Annotated in this window: 16 protein-coding genes; 9 read left to right on the plus strand and 7 right to left on the minus strand. The window is 68.8% G+C overall.

Translation table 11 applies throughout. The features are described from left to right. Window positions 1-4 precede the first annotated feature (4 nt). The 5 genes from FHS00_RS10150 to FHS00_RS10170 all read left to right on the plus strand — a co-directional run bounded on the left by FHS00_RS10150 (window position 5) and on the right by FHS00_RS10170 (window position 4,125). The gene (locus FHS00_RS10150) at window positions 5-877 is read left to right on the plus strand and encodes a branched-chain amino acid ABC transporter permease (protein ID WP_183472633.1); all 873 of its coding nucleotides are present in this window, start codon (window positions 5-7) and stop codon (window positions 875-877) included. Continuing rightward, entirely contained in the window at window positions 877-1,911 is a 1,035-nt protein-coding gene (locus tag FHS00_RS10155) for a branched-chain amino acid ABC transporter permease (RefSeq protein ID WP_221188789.1), read from the plus strand. The genes FHS00_RS10150 and FHS00_RS10155 overlap by 1 nt, the downstream gene beginning before the upstream one ends. Beyond that, complete coding sequence (locus FHS00_RS10160; RefSeq protein ID WP_221188790.1) at window positions 1,908-2,696, plus strand: ABC transporter ATP-binding protein; 789 nt, start codon at window positions 1,908-1,910, stop codon at window positions 2,694-2,696. Before FHS00_RS10155 ends, FHS00_RS10160 begins: the two co-directional genes overlap by 4 nt. Continuing rightward, complete coding sequence (locus tag FHS00_RS10165) at window positions 2,689-3,408, plus strand: ABC transporter ATP-binding protein (protein WP_183472636.1); 720 nt, start codon at window positions 2,689-2,691, stop codon at window positions 3,406-3,408. Before FHS00_RS10160 ends, FHS00_RS10165 begins: the two co-directional genes overlap by 8 nt. Before the next feature lie 138 nt (window positions 3,409-3,546). After that, window positions 3,547-4,125 (plus strand): hypothetical protein, encoded by a 579-nt coding sequence (locus FHS00_RS10170; protein ID WP_183472639.1) that lies wholly within the window; start codon window positions 3,547-3,549, stop codon window positions 4,123-4,125. 42 nt (window positions 4,126-4,167) lie between these two features. Here FHS00_RS10170 and FHS00_RS10175 read toward each other — a convergent pair whose 3' ends face one another. The 5 genes from FHS00_RS10175 to FHS00_RS10195 form a co-directional block, all read right to left on the minus strand. Further along, on the minus strand, window positions 4,168-5,190 hold the full coding sequence (locus tag FHS00_RS10175; protein WP_183472642.1) for a dipeptide ABC transporter ATP-binding protein: 1,023 nt from the start codon (window positions 5,188-5,190) through the stop codon (window positions 4,168-4,170). Next, entirely contained in the window at window positions 5,187-6,164 is a 978-nt protein-coding gene (locus tag FHS00_RS10180) for an ABC transporter ATP-binding protein (RefSeq protein ID WP_183472645.1), read from the minus strand. Before FHS00_RS10180 ends, FHS00_RS10175 begins: the two co-directional genes overlap by 4 nt. A 4-nt stretch (window positions 6,165-6,168) precedes the next feature. Further along, window positions 6,169-7,077, minus strand: a complete 909-nt coding sequence (locus FHS00_RS10185) for an ABC transporter permease subunit (RefSeq protein ID WP_183472648.1) — start codon at window positions 7,075-7,077, stop codon at window positions 6,169-6,171. Further along, a complete protein-coding gene (locus FHS00_RS10190; protein ID WP_183472651.1) occupies window positions 7,077-8,084 on the minus strand; it encodes an ABC transporter permease subunit in 1,008 nt (335 codons plus the stop codon). The genes FHS00_RS10185 and FHS00_RS10190 overlap by 1 nt, the downstream gene beginning before the upstream one ends. A 313-nt stretch (window positions 8,085-8,397) precedes the next feature. Continuing rightward, a complete protein-coding gene (locus tag FHS00_RS10195; protein ID WP_183472654.1) occupies window positions 8,398-9,981 on the minus strand; it encodes an ABC transporter substrate-binding protein in 1,584 nt (527 codons plus the stop codon). A 223-nt stretch (window positions 9,982-10,204) separates the two neighbouring features. On the opposite strand from FHS00_RS10195, the gene FHS00_RS10200 reads away from it, so the two are divergent. From FHS00_RS10200 to nadC, 4 genes are all read left to right on the plus strand, one after another. Further along, window positions 10,205-11,635, plus strand: coding sequence for a hypothetical protein (locus FHS00_RS10200; protein WP_246391241.1), 1,431 nt, complete (start codon window positions 10,205-10,207; stop codon window positions 11,633-11,635). A gap of 71 nt (window positions 11,636-11,706) precedes the next feature. Further along, complete coding sequence (gene nadA, locus FHS00_RS10205; protein WP_183472657.1) at window positions 11,707-12,759, plus strand: quinolinate synthase NadA; 1,053 nt, start codon at window positions 11,707-11,709, stop codon at window positions 12,757-12,759. A gap of 7 nt (window positions 12,760-12,766) precedes the next feature. Continuing rightward, window positions 12,767-14,329 (plus strand): L-aspartate oxidase, encoded by a 1,563-nt coding sequence (locus FHS00_RS10210; RefSeq protein ID WP_183472660.1) that lies wholly within the window; start codon window positions 12,767-12,769, stop codon window positions 14,327-14,329. After that, window positions 14,326-15,168: a carboxylating nicotinate-nucleotide diphosphorylase gene (nadC, locus tag FHS00_RS10215; RefSeq protein ID WP_183472663.1), complete on the plus strand. Its 843-nt coding sequence runs from the start codon at window positions 14,326-14,328 to the stop codon at window positions 15,166-15,168. The genes FHS00_RS10210 and nadC overlap by 4 nt, the downstream gene beginning before the upstream one ends. On the opposite strand, the gene FHS00_RS10220 is transcribed toward nadC, so the two are convergent. After that, window positions 15,165-16,358: an OpgC family protein gene (locus tag FHS00_RS10220; RefSeq protein WP_183472666.1), complete on the minus strand. Its 1,194-nt coding sequence runs from the start codon at window positions 16,356-16,358 to the stop codon at window positions 15,165-15,167. The two genes, nadC and FHS00_RS10220, sit on opposite strands and share 4 nt — an antisense overlap. After that, window positions 16,351-18,111 (minus strand): glucans biosynthesis glucosyltransferase MdoH, encoded by a 1,761-nt coding sequence (mdoH, locus tag FHS00_RS10225; protein WP_183472669.1) that lies wholly within the window; start codon window positions 18,109-18,111, stop codon window positions 16,351-16,353. The genes FHS00_RS10220 and mdoH overlap by 8 nt, the downstream gene beginning before the upstream one ends. Between the last annotated feature and the right edge of the window lies 1 nt (window position 18,112).

Here is an 18,112-nt window from a genome sequence, read left to right on the forward strand (position 1 = left end):
CGTCTTGTCGGAGCTTCTGCAATTCCTGATCTCGGGGATCACGGTGGGCGCGATCTACGCGGCCATCGCCCTGGGCTTCACCCTGATCTACAACGCATCCGGCGTGGTGAACTTCGCCCAGGGCGAATTCGTGGTGATCGGCGGCATGACGGCGGCGGCGCTGATCGGTGCGGGCGTCCCGGTCTGGATTGCCGCGCCGCTGGCGGTGATCGCGGGCATGCTTGTGGGGGTTCTGCTCTACCGGCTGGCGATCCGGCCGGCGGGGCAGGCACCGCTGGTGTCGCTGATCATCATCACGATCGGCGCCAGCATCTTCTTGCGCGGTGCCATGCAGGCGGTCTTCGACAAGCAGATCCATCGATATGACGGCTTTTCCGGCGACGCGCCCCTGCGCGTCGGCGGGGCCACCATCCTGCCGCAGAGCCTGTGGATCATCGGCGGCAGCGTCGCGGTCTTCGCCTTTTTGGCGTGGTTCCTGAACCGCACCCGCGCCGGGCGCGGCATTCGTGCCACCGCGTCGAACCGCATGGCGGCCGCGCTCGTCGGCATCAACACCGGCCGCGCGATGAACCTGTCCTTCGCGCTCTCTGCGGCGATCGGCGCGCTGGCCGGGGTGCTGGCGACGCCGGTGACCTTCACCAGCTACGACGTCGGAGTGCTGATGGCGCTCAAGGGCTTCTCGGCCACCATGCTGGGCGGTGTCGGATCGCCCCTCGGCGCGCTTGCGGGCGGGCTTCTGATCGGGCTGATCGAGGCTCTGACGGCGGGCTACATCTCGTCGGACTACAAGGACGCCTCCGCCTTCATCGTCATCCTTCTGGTGCTGTTCCTGCGCCCGCAAGGTCTGTTCGGCGCACGTATCATGGAGCGGGTGTGATGGCCGGACAGGGGACCACCGTGGCGACCGCGCCGGTCGAAACGGCCCGTCGGGCCCATGTGGGCAATGGCAAGGCGCGCGCCCTGATCGGACCGGGGCTGTGCACCTTCCTGATCTTCGCGGTTCTCGTCGCCCTCGGCGCGCTGATCTTTCCGTCGAGCTATTTCTACCGCGTCGGCACGCTGGTCTGGATCAACACCTTGGCCGTCACCGGCATCGTGGTGCTGCTCGGCTATGTCGGTCTCGTCAGTCTCGGCCATGCCGGGTTCTTCGCGATCGGCGCCTATGCGACGGCGATCGGCCCGAACTACGGCATTCCCTCGCCGCTCGCCATGGCGGGGGGCGTGGCGCTGGCAGGGCTGTTGGCGCTGGTCGTGGGCCGGCCGATCCTGCGGCTGTCTGGCTATTACCTCGCCATCGCGACGCTGGGCCTTGGCATGCTGATCTGGATGGTGCTGTCCAAGGAGGCTTGGCTGACCGGCGGGCCGGACGGCATGACCGTGTCGGGCATGAATGCCCGCAACCTGTTCAAGCTCGTGGGGCTGAAGCTGAAATCGGCCGAGGCGTGGTACTGGGTCGCGGGCTTCGTCGCGGCGATCGGCGCGGCGATCGCCGTGAACCTCGCGAACAGCCCGTCGGGCCGCGCGCTCCGGGCCATCCACGACAGCGACGTCGCCGCGCGCTCGCTCGGCATCGACGTGGCCCGGGCCAAGTCGCGCGCCTTCGTGATCTCGGCGATCTATGCCGCCGTGGCCGGGGCGCTTCTGGCGCTGGCCAATGGCTACATCACCCCGGAAACCGGGGGCTTCATGCATTCGGTCGAGATGGTGACCATGGCGGTGCTGGGCGGCGCGGCCTCGGTCTTCGGGGCACTGGTCGGGGCGCTGATCCTGACGGCGCTGCCCCAGTTGCTCACCGTCTTCGCCGATTACGAGCACATGGTGCTGGGCGCGATCATGGTCGTCACGATGATCGCCATGCGCCGCGGCCTCGTGCCCTTCATCGCCGATCTGTGGAACCGGAGGAAATCATGAGCCTCGAGATCGACGGCATCGGGATCGCCTTTGGCGGCATCAAGGCCGTGGACGGGGTGAGCTTCACCGCCAAGCCGGGTGAGGTGACCTCGATCATCGGTCCGAACGGCGCCGGCAAGACGACGCTGTTCAACCTCGTCTCCGGCGTCTACCGCGCGAGTTCGGGGACCGTGCGCATCGACGGGCGCGACGTGACCGGCCTGCCGGCGCATGAGCTGGCGCGATGCGGCATGGCCCGCACCTTCCAGAACCTGCAGGTCTTTCCGCAGATGACCGCGCTCGACAACGTCATGACCGGCTGCCACATGCAGGAGAAATCGAACCTGCTGGCCGATCTTCTGGGCCTCGGCCCGGCACGGCGTGCGACCGCTCGAAGCCGCGACGCCGCCATGGCCGCGCTGGCGCGCGCGGGGCTTGCCGATCTCGCGCATCGCCCGGCTTCGGAGATGTCCTACGGCCAGCTCAAGCGGCTGGAGATCGCGCGCGCGCTGGTCACCGGCTGCACGATCCTGCTGCTCGACGAACCGGCGGCGGGCTGCAACGCAGTGGAGACCCGCGAGGTCGACGACCTGATCCACGCCATCGCCGAGGAGGGAAAGACCGTGGTGCTGATCGAACACGACATGCGGATGGTCATGCGCATCTCGTCGCACATCGTGGTGCTCGATCAGGGCCGCAAGATCGCCGAGGGCGGGCCCGAGGAGATCCGCACCAACAGCCAGGTCATCGCCGCCTATCTGGGCGTGCATGGCGCTGCCGAAGCCGAGGCCGCCGCCCATGGCTGAGACCACCGAACCGCTCCTGTCGATCACCGGCCTGCGGAGTGCCTATGGGCCGATCGAGGTGCTGCATGGCATCGATCTCACTGTGAGGGAGGGCGAGATCGTCTCGCTGGTCGGGGCCAATGGCGCAGGCAAGACGACCCTGATGCGCTGTATCTCCGGCGTGCAGCCGATCAAGGCGGGGGCCATCCGCCTCGCGGGAGAGGATATCGCCCGCCGCCCCGACCACGCCCGTGCAAGCCTCGGCATCGCCCATTCGCCGGAAGGCCGGCAGATCTTCGGAGATCTGAGCGTGTCCGAGAACCTCGCGCTGGGCGGCTATCACCGCCGTGACGCGCTCGGTCCCGACATGGAGGAGGTGTATCGCCTGTTCCCGATCCTGCGCGACAAGTCGGCCCTGCCGGCGGGCGGGCTGTCGGGTGGGCAGCAGCAGATGCTCGCCATCGGTCGCGCCATCATGGGCCGGCCGCGGCTTCTGCTGCTCGACGAGCCGTCGATGGGCCTTGCCCCGGTGCTGGTCGATCAGGTTTTCGCGGTGGTGAAGAGCCTGCGCGATCGCGGTGTGACGCTGCTGATGGTCGAGCAGAACGCCTATGCGGCGCTGTCGATCGCGGATCGCGGCTATGTCATGGAGCAGGGCGAGATCACGCTATCGGGCTTGGCCTCCGAGCTGATCGCCGACCCGCGCATCCGCGAAGCCTATCTCGGCGCCTGACGGCGGCATCCCACAACTTCCGCTTGTACGGAGCGGCGGGCGGCCCCAGGGTCATGGCATGACCGAGATCCTGCGCATTCCGCCCTCGACAGGCCGACCGCCTCTTCAAGCGCGCTTCACCGCCGGGGAGGGCGCGAATTGGCGATCGTGCTGCCGGGGTTGCGCTATGGCTGCGGCCGTCCGCTGCTGCATAGCACCGCTGCCTTGTTCGAGCGGACAGGCTGCGACGTAGCGCGGCTGGCGTTCGATTATGCCGAGGATGAGGCCTTCCTGGGCGCCCCCGATGCCGAGCAGTTCGCCCGCATCGCGGCGGATGGGCGGGATGTCGTGGCGCATCTGTCGGCCATGCGCCCCTACGAGCGGGTTTGGCTGATCGGCAAATCACTCGGCACGCTGTCGATGGTCGCGGCCCTGTCGGCCGGGCTTTGCGCCCCGGAACGGACCCGGGCTATCTGGCTGACCCCGAGTCTGCTCGGCACGCCGCTCTTGTCCTGGATGCGCGACTGGCCGGGAAGGGGATTGGCGGTGCTGGGAACCGAGGATCCCTCCAACCGCGCGGAACTGCGCCAAGCCCTCAGGCGACAGTTTGGGCTGACCCTGTACATGGTGACGGGGGCTGATCATGGCTTTGATCATGTCGAGGGGCCTGACGCCGCGCAGCGGGCCGTCGCCGAAGCCATCTATGCAGTGAGAGAGTGGAGAGAGCGGGAGCTCTGACGCTCGAAAAAGCGAAGGGGGCCAGCTGGCCCCCTTCTCCGTTCAGCTTTCCGGCGCCTCGGCCGAGGGCTTGCCCTCACCCTCGGGAAAGAAGCAGGCTGACTTCTGGACGTTCCCGTCGAGCAGCGGCCGCGCGGCGCGGCACTTCTCCTGTGCCTTCCAGCAGCGCGGTGCGAAGGCGCAGCCCGGCGGCACCGCGAGCGGCGAGGGCAGCTCGCCTTCGAGCTTGATCCGCTCCTTGGCGGCTTCCGGGTCGGCCCGCGGCGTCGCCGACAGCAACGCCTTGGTATAGGGATGCTGCGGGTTGTCGAAGATCATCTCCTTCGGACCCGTCTCCACCGCCCGGCCCAGATACATCACCGTCACCTCGTCGGCGACGTGACGCACCACCGACAGGTCGTGGCTGATGAACAGGTACGCCAGCTGCATCCTCTCCTGCAGGTCGATTAGCAGGTTCAGCACCGAGGACTGGATCGACACGTCGAGCGCCGAGACCGGCTCGTCGAGCACCAGCACTTCCGGCTCCAGCATCAGCGCCCGGCCGATCGCCACGCGCTGGCGCTGCCCGCCCGAGAACATGTGCGGGTAGCGGTCGAAATGCTCGGGCCGCAGACCCACCAGACGCAGCATCTCGCGCGCCTTGGCCTCGCGCTCCGACGCCGGCATGTCGGGCCGGTTGATGAGCAGCGGCTCCATCAGGATCTGGCCGATCCGCTGGCGCGGGTTGAGCGAGCCGTAGGGATCCTGGAACACGATCTGCACCTTCGAGCGCAGGCCCTTCCAGGCATCGGGGGTGGCGTTGGTCCCGGAGATCTCCAGATCGCCGCGGGTCGGCTCCTCGATCAGCGTCACGACTCGGGCGAGGGTGGACTTGCCGCAGCCCGATTCACCGACCACCGCCAGCGTGCGGCCCGGCGTCAGTTCGAAATCGAGATCCGACAGCGCGCGCACCACGCGGGGCTTGGCGAACAGCCCGCCGCCCACCTCGTAATGGCGCGTCAGCCCGCGTGCGGTGACGACGGGGCCGGTCTTTGCGGTCGGGGCGTCTGTGGTCACGGCACTCACGAGGCGAGCCTTTCGTCGGTGTTGAGCGGGTAGTGGCAGCGCGCGAGGCCGAGATCCGGCCCGCGCGGCGCCGGGGGCACCTTGCGGCAATGATCATCCGCATAGGGGCAGCGTGGCGAGAACAGGCAGCCCTGCGGCCGGTCGAACTGGCCGGGCACCACGCCGGGAATGGTCGGCAGCCGCCTGTCGGTCGCGCGCTCGGGCAGGGCCGCGAGCAGCGCCGAGGTGTAGGGGTGGTGCGGCGACCGGAACAGCGGGCGCACCGGCTGCTCCTCGACCTTCTGGCCGGCGTAATGGACCGAGACGCGCTGGGCGGTCTCGGCCACCACGCCCATGTCGTGTGTGATCAGCACGAGGCCCATGCCGGTCTCGTCCCTCAGCCGCACCAGCAGATCGAGGATCTGCGCCTGGATCGTCACGTCGAGCGCCGTGGTCGGCTCGTCGGCGATCAGGAGCTTTGGATTGCAGGAGATCGCCATGGCGATCATCACCCGCTGGTTCATGCCGCCCGACATCTGGTGCGGGAAGGCCTTGAGCCGCTGCTCCGGATCGGGGATGCCGACCAGTTCGAACAGCTCCAGCGCGCGCGCCTGCGCGGCCTTGCGGTCCATGCCGAGATGGATCTTCAGCGCCTCGCGGATCTGGAAACCCACGGTGAAGCACGGGTTCAGCGAGGACATCGGCTCCTGGAAGATCATCGCCAGGTCCTTACCGACGATCTTGCGGCGGGCGCGGGCGGACATCTTCGACAGGTCGTGCCCGTCGAAGACCATCTCGTCGGCCGTCACCTTGGCGGTCCAGGGCAAGAGCCCCATCAGCGCCAGCATCGACACCGACTTGCCCGATCCGCTTTCGCCGACGATGGCCAGCACGTCGCCCTTGTCGACGTCGAGATCGACTTGGTCGACGGCGCGGAAGCGGCCGCCGGTGGTCGCGAACTCGACCGAGAGGTTGCGCAGTCTCAGAAGGCTCATGAGATCAGCTCCGCTTCAGTTTCGGGTCGAGCGCGTCGCGCAGGCCGTCGCCCATCAGGTTGATGGCGAGCACGGTGATCAGGATCGCCAGGCCGGGCAGGGTGACCACCCACCAGGCGCGCAGGATGAACTCGCGCGCCTCGGCCAGCATGGTGCCCCATTCGGGGGTCGGCGGCTGCGCGCCCATGCCGAGGAAGCCTAGCGCCGCGGCGTCGAGGATCGCGGTCGAGAAGGACAGCGCGGCCTGCACGATGATCGGCGCGAGGCAGTTCGGCAGCACGGTGACGAACATCAGCCGCCACAGACCGGCGCCCGCGACGCGGGCCGAGGTGACGTAGTCCTTGCCCATCTCGCCGATCACGCTCGCGCGGGTGAGGCGCACGTAATGCGGCTGCAGCACGATCGCGATGGCGATCATCGCATTCAACAGCGACGGCCCCAGGATCGCCACCAGCACCAGCGCCAGCAGCAGCGACGGGAAGGCGAGGATGATGTCCATCAGGCGCATGATCAGCGCGTCGAGCCATTTCGGGGAGAAGCCGGCGAGCAGGCCCAGCAGGATGCCGCCGGAGGCCGCGATCACCACCACGACGATGCCCACGAAGAAGGAGTAGCGCGCCCCGTTCAGAAGCCGCGAGAGCATGTCGCGGCCCAGAGGGTCGGTGCCCAGCGGGAAGGTCCAGCTGCCGCCCTCCTGCCAGACCGGCGGGACCAGCGTGAACGCGCGGAACTGCTGGGTGGGGTCGTGCGGCGCGATCCACGGCGCGGTGGCGGCGACGAAGACGAAGGCCAGGAAGACCCAGAAGCCGAACACCGCGCCGCGGTTTTCGCGGAAGTAGAACCAGAACTCGCGCAGCCGGCCGGGGCGCTTCTCGACCTGGGTTTCCACCTCTTTGGAGAGTGCGTGGTCCATCAGCGCTTCCTGATCTTGGGGTTGATGAGGCCGTAGAGCAGGTCGACGGTCAGGTTCACCACCATCACCATCACGGCGATGAGCAGCAGCCCGCCCTGCACGACCGGGTAGTCGCGGCGAAAGATCGAATCGACCATCCACTTGCCGATGCCCGGCCAGGAGAAGATCGTCTCGGTGAGGATCGCCCCGGCGAGCAGCGTGCCCACCGAGAGGCCGATCACGGTGATCACCGGGATCAGCGCGTTCCTGAGCGCGTGCATCCCGTTGATCCGGCCCGGCGGCAGGCCCTTGGCCCGCGCGGTGCGGATGTAGTCCTCGCCCAGCACCTCGAGCATCGCCGAACGGGTCTGGCGCGCGATCACCGCGAGCGGGATGGTACCGAGCACGATCGTCGGCAGGATCAGGTGCCGCACCGCGGAGGTGAAGGCGCCGTCCTGGCCCGACAGCAGGCTGTCGATCAGCATGAAGCCGGTGACGTCGTCGAAATAATAGAGCAGGTCGATCCGGCCCGAGACCGGCGTCCAGCCGAGATTGCCGGAGAAGACGATGATCAGCAGCAGCGCCCACCAGAAGATCGGCATCGAGTAGCCGACCAAGGCCGTCGACATCAGCGTCCTGTCGAACAGCTTGCCGCGGTTCATCGCCGCGATCACCCCCGCCGGAAGGCCCAGAGCCACCGCGAAGATCATCGCGCAGATCGACAGCTCCAGCGTCGCCGGGAACAGCGCGAAGAACTCGTCCCAGACGGGCTTCTTGGTGACGTAGCTGGTGCCCAGATCACCCTGCAGCACGCCCGTCAGGTAGTCCCAGTACTGGGCCAGGATGGGGCGGTCGAAGCCGAACTGCACGACGAGTTCGTCGTAGCGTTCCTGCGTCATGCCGCGCTCGCCAGCCATGACGATGATCGGATCGCCCGGCAGCACCCGGATGAAGGCGAAGGAGATGAGCGTGACGCCGATGAAGGTCGGCAGGAAGGTCGCGAAGCGCGACAGCACGTAGCGCAGCATCTAGCGGCCCGCCTTGCTGGGGACCGGTCGCACGGGGGCGGCGGGTCCGATGGAATGGGGGATGACCATGCCGGTACGGGTCTCCTGTTGCTTGGCAATCGGGGTCTCGGTCGGCGGCGGCCCGTGGCAGGGCGGCCTGATGAGCGCGCCTCATATCACACGGTTCGCGATCCTGTCGAGATTTTGTGATCCTTGACGCGGGGTCTGCCTCAGACTGCGCCGGAGCTGACGCATCGGTCAAGCGGCGGAGCCCGAACACGCGAAGGGTCCGGGGCCATCACGGCCCCGGACCCTCATGTCGATCTCGCGCGGATTACTCGGCGATCGAGACGTTGTCGAAGATGTGGCCGCCCAGCGGGTGGACGACATAGCCCTCGACTTCGGAGCGCATCGGCATCGAGACGACCGAGTGGGCGATGGTGGCCCAGGGCGCCTGCTCCTTGAAGACCTTCTGGGCCTCCTTGTAGAGCTCGGCGCGCTCTTCCTGCGACGACTTGGTCTTGGCTTCCTGGATCAGGGCCTCGAACTCGTCGTTGCACCACTGCGCGCGGTTCGAACCGCCGACGCCGTCACAGCCCAGCAGCACGGCGAGGAAGTTGTCCGGATCGCCGTTGTCGCCGGTCCAGCCGAGCAGTACCGCGCCGTCGCGATCCTTGTCCTTCGAGCGCTCGAGATACTCGCCCCACTCGTAGGAGACGATTTCCACGTCGACGCCGATCTCGGACATGTCTTCCTGGATCAGCTCGGCCATGCGCCGCGCGTTCGGGTTGTAGGGGCGCTGCACCGGCATCGCCCAGATCTTCATCGACAGGTCCTCGACGCCGGCATCCGCGAGCATCTGCTTGGCGGCTTCCGGATCGTAGCTGTCGTCCTCGATCTCCTCGTTATAGGACCACATGGTCGGCGGGATCGGGTTCTTGGCGATCTTGCCCGAGCCTTGGAACACCACATCGAGGATCGCCTGCTTGTCGATCGCCATGTTGAGCGCCTTGCGCACCTCGGGCTTGTCGAACGGCGCCTGAGTCGTGTTGTAGGCGAGGTAGCCGACGTTGAGGCCTTCCTGCTCCATCACCTCGATGCCCTCGGCTTCCTTCATCGCGGCGATGTCGGCCGGGTTCGGGTAGGGCATGACGTGGCACTCGCCCGCCTGCAGCTTCTGGTAGCGCACGCTGGCGTCGGGGGTGATCGCGAAGATCAGGTTCTCGACCTTGGCGGGCTCGCCCCAGTAGTCGTCGAAACGCTCGAAGCGGATAACCGCGTCCTTCTGGTAGGCCACGAACTCGAACGGACCGGTGCCGATCGGCTCCTGGTTGAGCATCTCGGGGTTGTCGGTCAGCGCGTCGGCGTATTCGGCCGACAGGATCGAGGCGAAGTCCATCGCCATGTTGGCGATGAAGGGCGCCTCGGGGCGGGTCAGGTTGAACTTGACGGTGTAGTCGTCGACCTTCTCGATGCTCTCGATCAGGTCGGGCATCGACATGCCCTGGAAGTATTCCCAGGTGCCGCCCGAGGCGGTGTGGAACGGATGCTCGGGATCGCGCTGCCGCTCGAAGGTGAAGATCACGTCATCGGCGTTGAAGTCGCGCGACGGGGTGAAGCGGTCGTTCGAGTGGAACTTGACGCCCTGGCGCAGGATGAAGGTGATCTCGGTGCCATCCTCGGACACTTCCCAGCTCTCGGCCAGGCCGGGCACGACGTTGGTGGTGCCGGTCTCGAACTCGACGAGTTGGTTGTAGACGGTGTGCGACGAGGCGTCGAAGGTGGTGCCGGAGGTATAGAGCGCCGGGTCGAAGCCCTCGGGGCTCCCCTCGGAGCAATAGACCAGGTTCTGGGCCTGTGCCGCGCCGGCGAGCGCGAGCGTAGCCGCCCCGGCGGCCAACCATGTCTTCATCTTCATGTCGTTCTCCCTGGTGGCCCGACCGTTTTCGGCACAAGCCGTGCCACTCGGTCGATGCGTTGTGACGCCACGTTGTCCCAGCACGCCCCGTCAGGCAAGACCCCGCGTTCCGCTGACTTCGCGGAAACGGGACGGACGGCCGGCTGGGCGGCCAGAGGCGGGATCGGCTTGCGGTGGCTCGGTCCGGGGGCCATGGTCGCGCCGTTCCCGTATCCGGCGACTCATGGCCCTCTCGTTCCGCTTTCCCTTCCTGTCCGCCCGTACCGCGCGGGCCGACACGCCGCTCCGGGCCGAGCCGCTGCTCGGCGCGGCGCTGGTCCTGCTCACCGTTCTGGTCGCGCTGAAGGACTGGGCCCCCGCCACCGGGGCAGGCTTTGGCGCGGCGCTCATGGTGCCGCCGGTGATCCTGCTTCTGGCACTGCGGCTCAGGGGGCGGCGGCTGAACTTCGTCTGGGTCGCGCTGGCGCTGACCGTGGCGCTCTGGGCGCGGGGTGGGGATTGGACCGCGCCGGTGCTGGCGGGGCTGGGCTCGGCGGCCTTCATCGGTGCCTTCTTCTGCGCGCTGGCGACGCTGCGCGCGGCGGCCGAGACCTCGACCGCGATCCGCGCCTGTGGCCGCTATCTCGCCGCGCAACCGCCCGGTCGGCGCTACCTCGCCCTGACGATGGGCGGGCAGGCCTTCTCGGTGCTGCTCAACTACGGCTCGATCGCCCTGCTGGGTAGCCTCGCGGTCGCCAGTTCGGAACGCGAGCCGGACCCGGAGATCCGTTTTCACCGCACCCGCCGGATGCTGCTCGCGGTGCAGCGCGCCTTCGTCTCGGTGCTGCCTTGGTCGCCGCTCTCCTTTGCCGTGGCAATTACTGGCGGCCTGCTGCCCGGGGCACCTTACAGCGCCACGCTCGGCCCGGCGCTGGTGACCGGCGCGATCATCGCCGGGACCGGCTGGGCGATGGACCAGATCTTCAAGCCGAAGCTCAGCCGGACCCCGGCCCGCCACCAGCCCGAGGGCGGGCTTTCGGCGCTGCTGCCGCTGGCGCTGCTCCTTGCGTTGCTGGGGGTGCCGGTCTGGCTGCTGCACGACACCTTCGAGGTGCGGGTGGTCGGCGCGGTGCTGCTCGTCGTGCCGTTGCTGGCGGTGGGCTGGGTCATGCTTCAGGAAGGTGCGCGGGGCGCCGCCCGCCGGGGGCGCCAGTTCACGACGCGCGAGTTGCCGCGCTACCGGCCGGAACTGACGCTGCTGATGATGGCGGGCTATATCGGCACCGCGGGGGCCGGGTTGCTGGCGCCCCATGTCGCGGGTTTCGCGCCGTGGATCGCCGCTTTGCCCGGGCCCTTGATCCTCGGTGCGCTGGTCTGGTTCATTCCGGTGACCGGCCAGCTCGGCATGAACCCGATCCTCGGTGTGACGCTGCTGTTCCCGCTGCTGCCCACGCCAGAGGCGATGGGGGTGAGCCCGGTCGCGCTTTTCGTGGCGATCACCGCCGGCTGGTGCATATCCGGCATCACCTCGCCCTTCACCGCGACGACGCTGCTCACCGGCAATTTCGCGGGCAAGAGCGCGCTGCATGTCGGTTTGAAGTGGAACGGCGCCTATGCCGCCGTGACCGGGGTGCTGCTGACCCTGTGGGCGGTGGGCTTTGGCCTTTGGTCCTGATCGCACGATCTGGAACTTTCCGTCCGGCCCCTGTATGAGCCTGCCGCATCAGCTGACGCAAGGTGAGGCAAATGTTCGAGACACGCATCATGCGCGAGGAGCTTGCGCGGCATTACGATCTCGCGCCGTCGGTGGAGGCCGCCGAGCGGCAGGCCCACCTCTTCGCGCGGATGGACAAGGTCCTGAGCCCCGTCGACTGGGCGATGCACGCGCCCTATGTCGAGGCGATCAACCGCCTCAAGCGCGAGCGTGGCGCGGCGATCCTCGCCCACAACTACATGACCCCCGAGATCTATCACGGCATCGCTGACGTGGTGGGCGACAGCCTGCAGCTCGCGATCGAGGCCACCCGCGTCGAGGCGGACGTCATCGTGCAGTGCGGCGTGCACTTCATGGCCGAGACCTCCAAGATCCTGAACCCGGCCAAGACCGTGCTGATGCCCGACATGGAGGCCGGCTGCTCGCTGGCCGAGAGCATCACCGCCGAGGGCATCGCCGAGATGCGCGCGAAGTATCCTGGCGCGCCGGTCGTGAGCTACGTCAACACCACCGCCGAGGTGAAGGCCGCCTCCGACATCTGCTGCACCTCGGCCAACGCGCTGCAGATCGTCGAGGCGATGGACAGCGACACGGTTATCATGACCCCCGACCAGCACCTCGCGCGCAACGTGGCCAAGCAGTCCACCAAGCGCATCGTCTGGTGGGAGGGCAGCTGCATAGTCCACGAGCAGTACACCGCCGAGGAGATGCGCGCCTATCGCGCCGCCGACCCCGAGGTGAAGATCATCGCCCACCCCGAATGCACCACCGAGGTGACGGCCGAGGCGGACTTCACCGGCTCGACCAGCGGCATCATCGACTGGATCGACCGCGAACGCCCCAAGAAGGCGCTTCTGGTCACCGAGTGCTCGATGGCGTCGAACATCACCGATGCCTTCCCGGATGTGACCTTTCAGAAGCCGTGCAACATGTGCCCCTACATGAAGATGATCAGCCTCGAAAAGGTGCTCTGGTCGCTGCACACCATGTCGCCCGAGGTCGTCGTGCCCGAGGAGGTCGCCGTCCCGGCCCGCCGTGCCGTGGAGCGGATGATCGAGCTGTCGCGCAGCCTGGCCCGCGCGTGATCCGACCATGACCCGCCTGCGCACCGAGCGCGTCGTCATCATCGGTGCCGGCCTCGGCGCGATCTCGGCTGCGCTGGCGCTGGCGCCGCGCCCGGTCCTGATGATCGCGCCCGAGCCGCCGGGGCAGGGAGCGAGCAGCGCTTGGGCGCAGGGCGGCGTCGCCGCCGCAATGGACGCTGCCGACAGCCCCCAGGCGCATGCCGCTGACACGGTGGCCGCAGGCGCGGGCACCGTCGACGCGGCCATCGCCGATCTGGTCACCCGCGCCGCGCGCGAGCACATCGTCGAGCTGACCGGCCTCGGCACGCCCTTCGACCGCGATGCCCAAGGCGGCTACGTTCTGTCGCGCGAGGCGGCGCATGGCGCGGCGCGGGTGGTGCGGGTCAAGGGCGACCAGGCGGGCCGCCAGATCATGGACACGCTGATCGCCGCTTTGGCGCGCTGCCCGTCGGTGCAGGTGCTGCCCGGCGCGCTGCTCACCGGCATCGAAGCCAAGAACGGCCGCGCCACCGCCGTGGTGATCGAGAGCGCCGCGGGGTCGGCGCCCGTCACCATCGAGGCCCCGGCGATCCTGCTGGCGGGCGGCGGCTCGGGCGGGCTGTGGCTGCACACCACCAACCCGCCGCGCATCCGCGGCCAGGTCATCGGCGCGGCAGCGCGCGCGGGCGCGGTGATCGCCGACGCCGAGTTCGTGCAGTTCCACCCCACCGCGATCGCCACCGGCGAGGACCCGCTGCCGCTCGCCACCGAGGCGCTGCGCGGCGAAGGGGCGTGGCTCGTCAACGACGCGGGCGAGCGGTTCATGACCGCGCTGCACGCGCAGGCCGAACTGGCCCCGCGCGACATCGTCGCCCGCGCCGTCTTTGCCGAGCGGCAGGCGGGGCGGAACCCGGCACTCGACACCCGCATCAGCCTTGGCGCCAGCGTGGTCGAGACCTTTCCCGCCGTGGCCGAGGCCTGCGCCCGGGCGGGGATCGACCCGGTCGCGGGAACCATCCCGGTTGCGGCGGCTGCGCATTACCATATGGGTGGCGTCGAGACCGACGCGCGCGGACGCAGCAGCCTCGCGGGGCTCTGGGCCTGCGGCGAGGCGGCCTCCACCGGGCTGCACGGGGCTAATCGCCTCGCTTCGAACGGGCTGCTGGAGGCGCTCGTCTTCGCGCGTCTCTGCGCCGAGGACATCATGCGGGAAACCGACGCTCCCGATGGCGCATCCGATGTCGACATCGCCTTCGCCACCGGCGGCCGCAGCCCCGCGCCCGAGAGCGTGGCAGCCCTTCGCCGGCTGATGACCGATCACGTCGCGGTGCTGCGCGACGCATCCGGGCTGCGCCGCGCCCTCGCCGGCATCGCCGTGCTCGAGGCCGCCGAGCCCGCCCCCGCCTTCCGCACCATGACCGCCACCGCGACGCTGGTCGCCGCCGCCGCGCTGGCGCGCACCGAGAGCCGGGGCGGCCATTGCCGCACCGATCACCCCGAAACCGACCCCGCCCAGGCGCGTCGCAGCCGACTGACGCTCGACGAGGCCCTGACCATCCGCGCCGAATGCGCGGCCACGGAGACCGCATGACCCAGATCCCCGACCTGTTGCTCGAGCCGATGGTGCGCCACGCGCTGCACGAGGATCTGGGCGCGTGGGGCGACGTCACGACCCGGGCCGTGATCCCGGCCACCACCCGCTATGCCGCGCGGATCAACGCGCGCGAGGCCGGGGTGGTGTCGGGCATGCAGATCGCCGCGATCGCCTTTCGCCTCGTCGATCCGTCGCTGACTGTCACGACCCGTCTCGCCGACGGCGCGCCCTGCGCCCCGGGCGATACGCTGATGGAAATCGAAGGCGCCGCCGCCTCGATCCTCTCGGCCGAGCGGGTCGCGCTCAACTTCGCGGGACGGCTCTCGGGCATCGCCACGCTGACCGCCGGTTTCGTAAAGGAGACGGCGGGCACGGCCACGCGCGTCACCTGCACCCGCAAGACTACGCCGGGTCTGCGCGCGGCCGAAAAGCTCGCGGTGCTGCATGGCGGTGGCTTCAACCACCGTTACGGCCTCTCGGACGCGATCCTGATCAAGGACAACCATATCGCCGCCGCCGGTGGCATCCGGGCCGCGCTGCAGGCCGCGACGGCCGCGGCCTCGCACATGCTCAAGATCGAAATCGAGGTCGACACGCTCGACCAGCTTGCCGAGGTGCTGGAAGTCGGCGGCGCCGATGTCGTGCTTCTGGACAACATGTCGACCCCCGATCTCGCCCGTGCGGTCGAGATGGTGTCGGGCCGCCTCGTGACCGAGGCCTCTGGCAACATGCGACGCGAGCGGGTGGCCGAGGTCTGCGCCACCGGGGTCGATTACGTGTCGTCGGGTGCGCTGACCCATTCGGCGCGCACCCTCGATCTCGGTCTCGACTTCTAGGCGGCGAGCGCCGTTCGGGGCAGCGGAGCGGCTGCCGCCTTGCCCGCCCCGTCGCGATCCGCGGGCCAGTATTGCCGCGCGGCGGCGAAGGCCAGCTGCAGGGCCAGACCCGTGCCGAGCATCATCGTGTCGAGCGCGAAGTTCTCGCCGGTCTCGGTCTTGATCCCCTGGATCAGGTAGATCGTGATCGAGCCCAGCGCGAAGACCGGCAGCGCCTGCCGTCCCAGAAGCGCGAAGGGCGCAGCAAGGCGTGAGGCGCAGGCCTGGCGCACTGCACCCCAGGAGGCCAGCACGTAGAACAGCGCCAACAGGTGCAGCAGCCGCGGCAGATTCAGATAGGGCTTGTTGAAGCTCGTCATGAAGCCCGGCACGCCCTGCTGGTTGGCCATCCACAGCAGGTGATTGCCAGTCTTGCCGATCGTGGGGATGTTCATCCATGCGAGCGACAGCAGCAGAAAACCGACCGCCACGGCCATCAGCCAGCGCCGTGCCGGCACCAGCCTGCGGCCCTGTTTGGCAGCGATGCCGGTGACGATGCCCAGCACGAACAGGAGCTGCCAGGCGGGCGGGCTGAATTGCCAGCCGCCGGTGGGATAGTTGGGCAGCGTCAGCCTGAAATATGACGCCGCGATCCACAGCAGCGTCGAGGCCGCGAGGGTCCATAGCGGACGCCGCACCGCCGCCCACAGCACCAGCGGTGCGGCCATGAGCAGGACGAAATAGAGCGGCAGGATGTTGGCATAGCCGATCTGGAAGCCCAGCGTCGGCACCCCGATCAGGAAGCCAAGCGGGTCGCGGAAGAGCAGGCCCATGCCGTGCTTCCACAGCATCGCCGGCATGTCGGCAAAGACCGCAAGTGCGGCGGCGATGCCCAGCGCGCCAAAGGTGATCAGCAGGTGGACGAGGTAGAGCGTCCAGGCCCGGCGCCAGATCCTGGCCACGCCCTGCCACGGCCACCGGACCCAGAAGCCGGCGGAATAGGCCAAGCCGGCCGAGATGCCCGCCATCAGGACAAAACCCTCGGCCGCGTCGGAAAAGCCGAAATTGCGGCTGGTCCAGTCTTCCCAGAAGTTGCCGGGCACGTGGTTGATGAAGATCATCACCAGCGCAATCCCGCGCAGCACGTCGAGCCTCGGGTCGCGGAACTTGGGCTGGTGGCGCGCCACCGGGATCAAGACGGCGTCAGGCATGGAGCGGCTCCGGATGGCTGGGGGCAGGGTCGGCATCGGTCAGAGAGGCCCAGGACGCGCCTATGCTTTCCTGTCGGGCGAGGATCGGGTCGGGGGCGGTTTCGGAAGGTACCGCGAAGGGGATGCGGCAGGGCAGGGAGGTGATCCAAATCACAAGCGGCGCCGCGATCATCGGCCCCGCGACCGGCAGCAGCCAGGGGGTCAGCTCGGGCGAGAGTTTCCAGGCGGCGGCCAGTCCGGCCAGCCCTGCCACGGTGATCCAGCGGCTCGCCTGCCAGCTCTCGAACAGCCCGAGCCGCCCTTCGCCGCGCGCCGCCGCGGGCCAGCCGCCGTCGCGGCCGGACAGAACCTGCAGCACCGAGCGGGTCTGGAACATCAGGAAGATCGGCGCGGTGATGCTCGACAGCGCGATTTCGACCAGCGTCGAGGTCAGCAGTCGCACCGGGCCGCCGAATCCCGCCGCCCGGCCCGAACGGATGGCCTGCACGGCGATCAGGAGCTTCGGCAGGATCAGCAGCCCCAGCACGCCGATGATCAGCCCCGCCGTGCGTGCGGTCTCGTTCGGCGGCATCACCGGGAACGACCATCCCGGCAGGGGGAAGTAATCGGGTGCGACCCTGAGCGAAGGCGCCAGGATCGAGGTGGCGAGAAAGCCCAGCCAGAACAGCGACGAAACATAGGCCAGGATGCCCTGCAGAAAGACGAAGCGGCTCCACGGCAAAAGCCCCGGCGCCGCCAGGAGCCGCGCATGCTGCAGGTTGCCCTGGCACCAGCGACGGTCGCGCTTGGCATGGGCGAGGATGTTCTCGGGGCCTTCCTCGTAGGAGCCGGTCAGGTCGGGATCGAGCCGGACGATCCAGCCCGCTCGGGCGAGCAGCGCCGCCTCGACGTAGTCATGGCTGAGGATATGCCCGCCAAAGGGCGGCGGCCCCGAGAGGTCCGGCAGCGCGCAGCTTTCGGCGAAGGCGCGCACGCGGACCATGGCGTTATGGCCCCAGAATGGCCCGGTCTCGCCCTGCAGCCGGGCCACGCCGCGTGCGAAAACGGGCGAATATAGCGCCGCCGAGAACTGCATCGCGCGGCCGAAGACCGAGCCGGCGCGGATCACGCCGGGCAGGCTCTGCAGCAGCCCCAGCCGCGGCTCGCCCGCCATGCGCCGTGTCATCTCGATGATGGTCTCGGCGCTCATCAGGCTGTCGGCGTCGAGGATCAGCGCGAACTCGTAGGCGGCGCCGGAGGTCTTGAGGAAATCCTCGATATTGCCGGCCTTGCGCCCGGCGTTCGAGCTGCGCCGCCGATAGAAGATGCGGCCTTGTGCGTCGCGATCGCGCAGCAGACGCAGGTACCACGACGCTTCGCGCGCCGCACCAGAGGGCGAGCGCGTGTCCGACAGGATCGCGAAGTCGAACTGCCCGGCCTGCGCCGTTTCGGCCAGCGCGGCGTCCATGGCGGCGATGCGGGCGAAGGTGGCGCGCGGATCCTCTTCGTGCACCGGCACGAGGATGGCGCAGCGGCCCTTCGGCTCGGCGCGGCGCGGCGTGGCGCCCGAGCCGGGCCACAGGCCCAGCAGCGCCTGTGCCGCGCCCCAGGCCAGCCAGAAGGTCGCCATCAGGATCAGCAGGCTGCGCGCAAACTCGACCCACAGGCCGCCGGTCTGGCGCTGGGCAAAGAACAGCACGAAGGCGCCGGCGGCGAGCCCGAGACTCGCGCCCAGCGCCGCGCCGCGCGCCCCGTAGGGGCGGGGATCGGCCATG

This window comes from Limimaricola variabilis (assembly GCF_014195545.1).
GTDB lineage: Bacteria > Pseudomonadota > Alphaproteobacteria > Rhodobacterales > Rhodobacteraceae > Limimaricola > Limimaricola variabilis.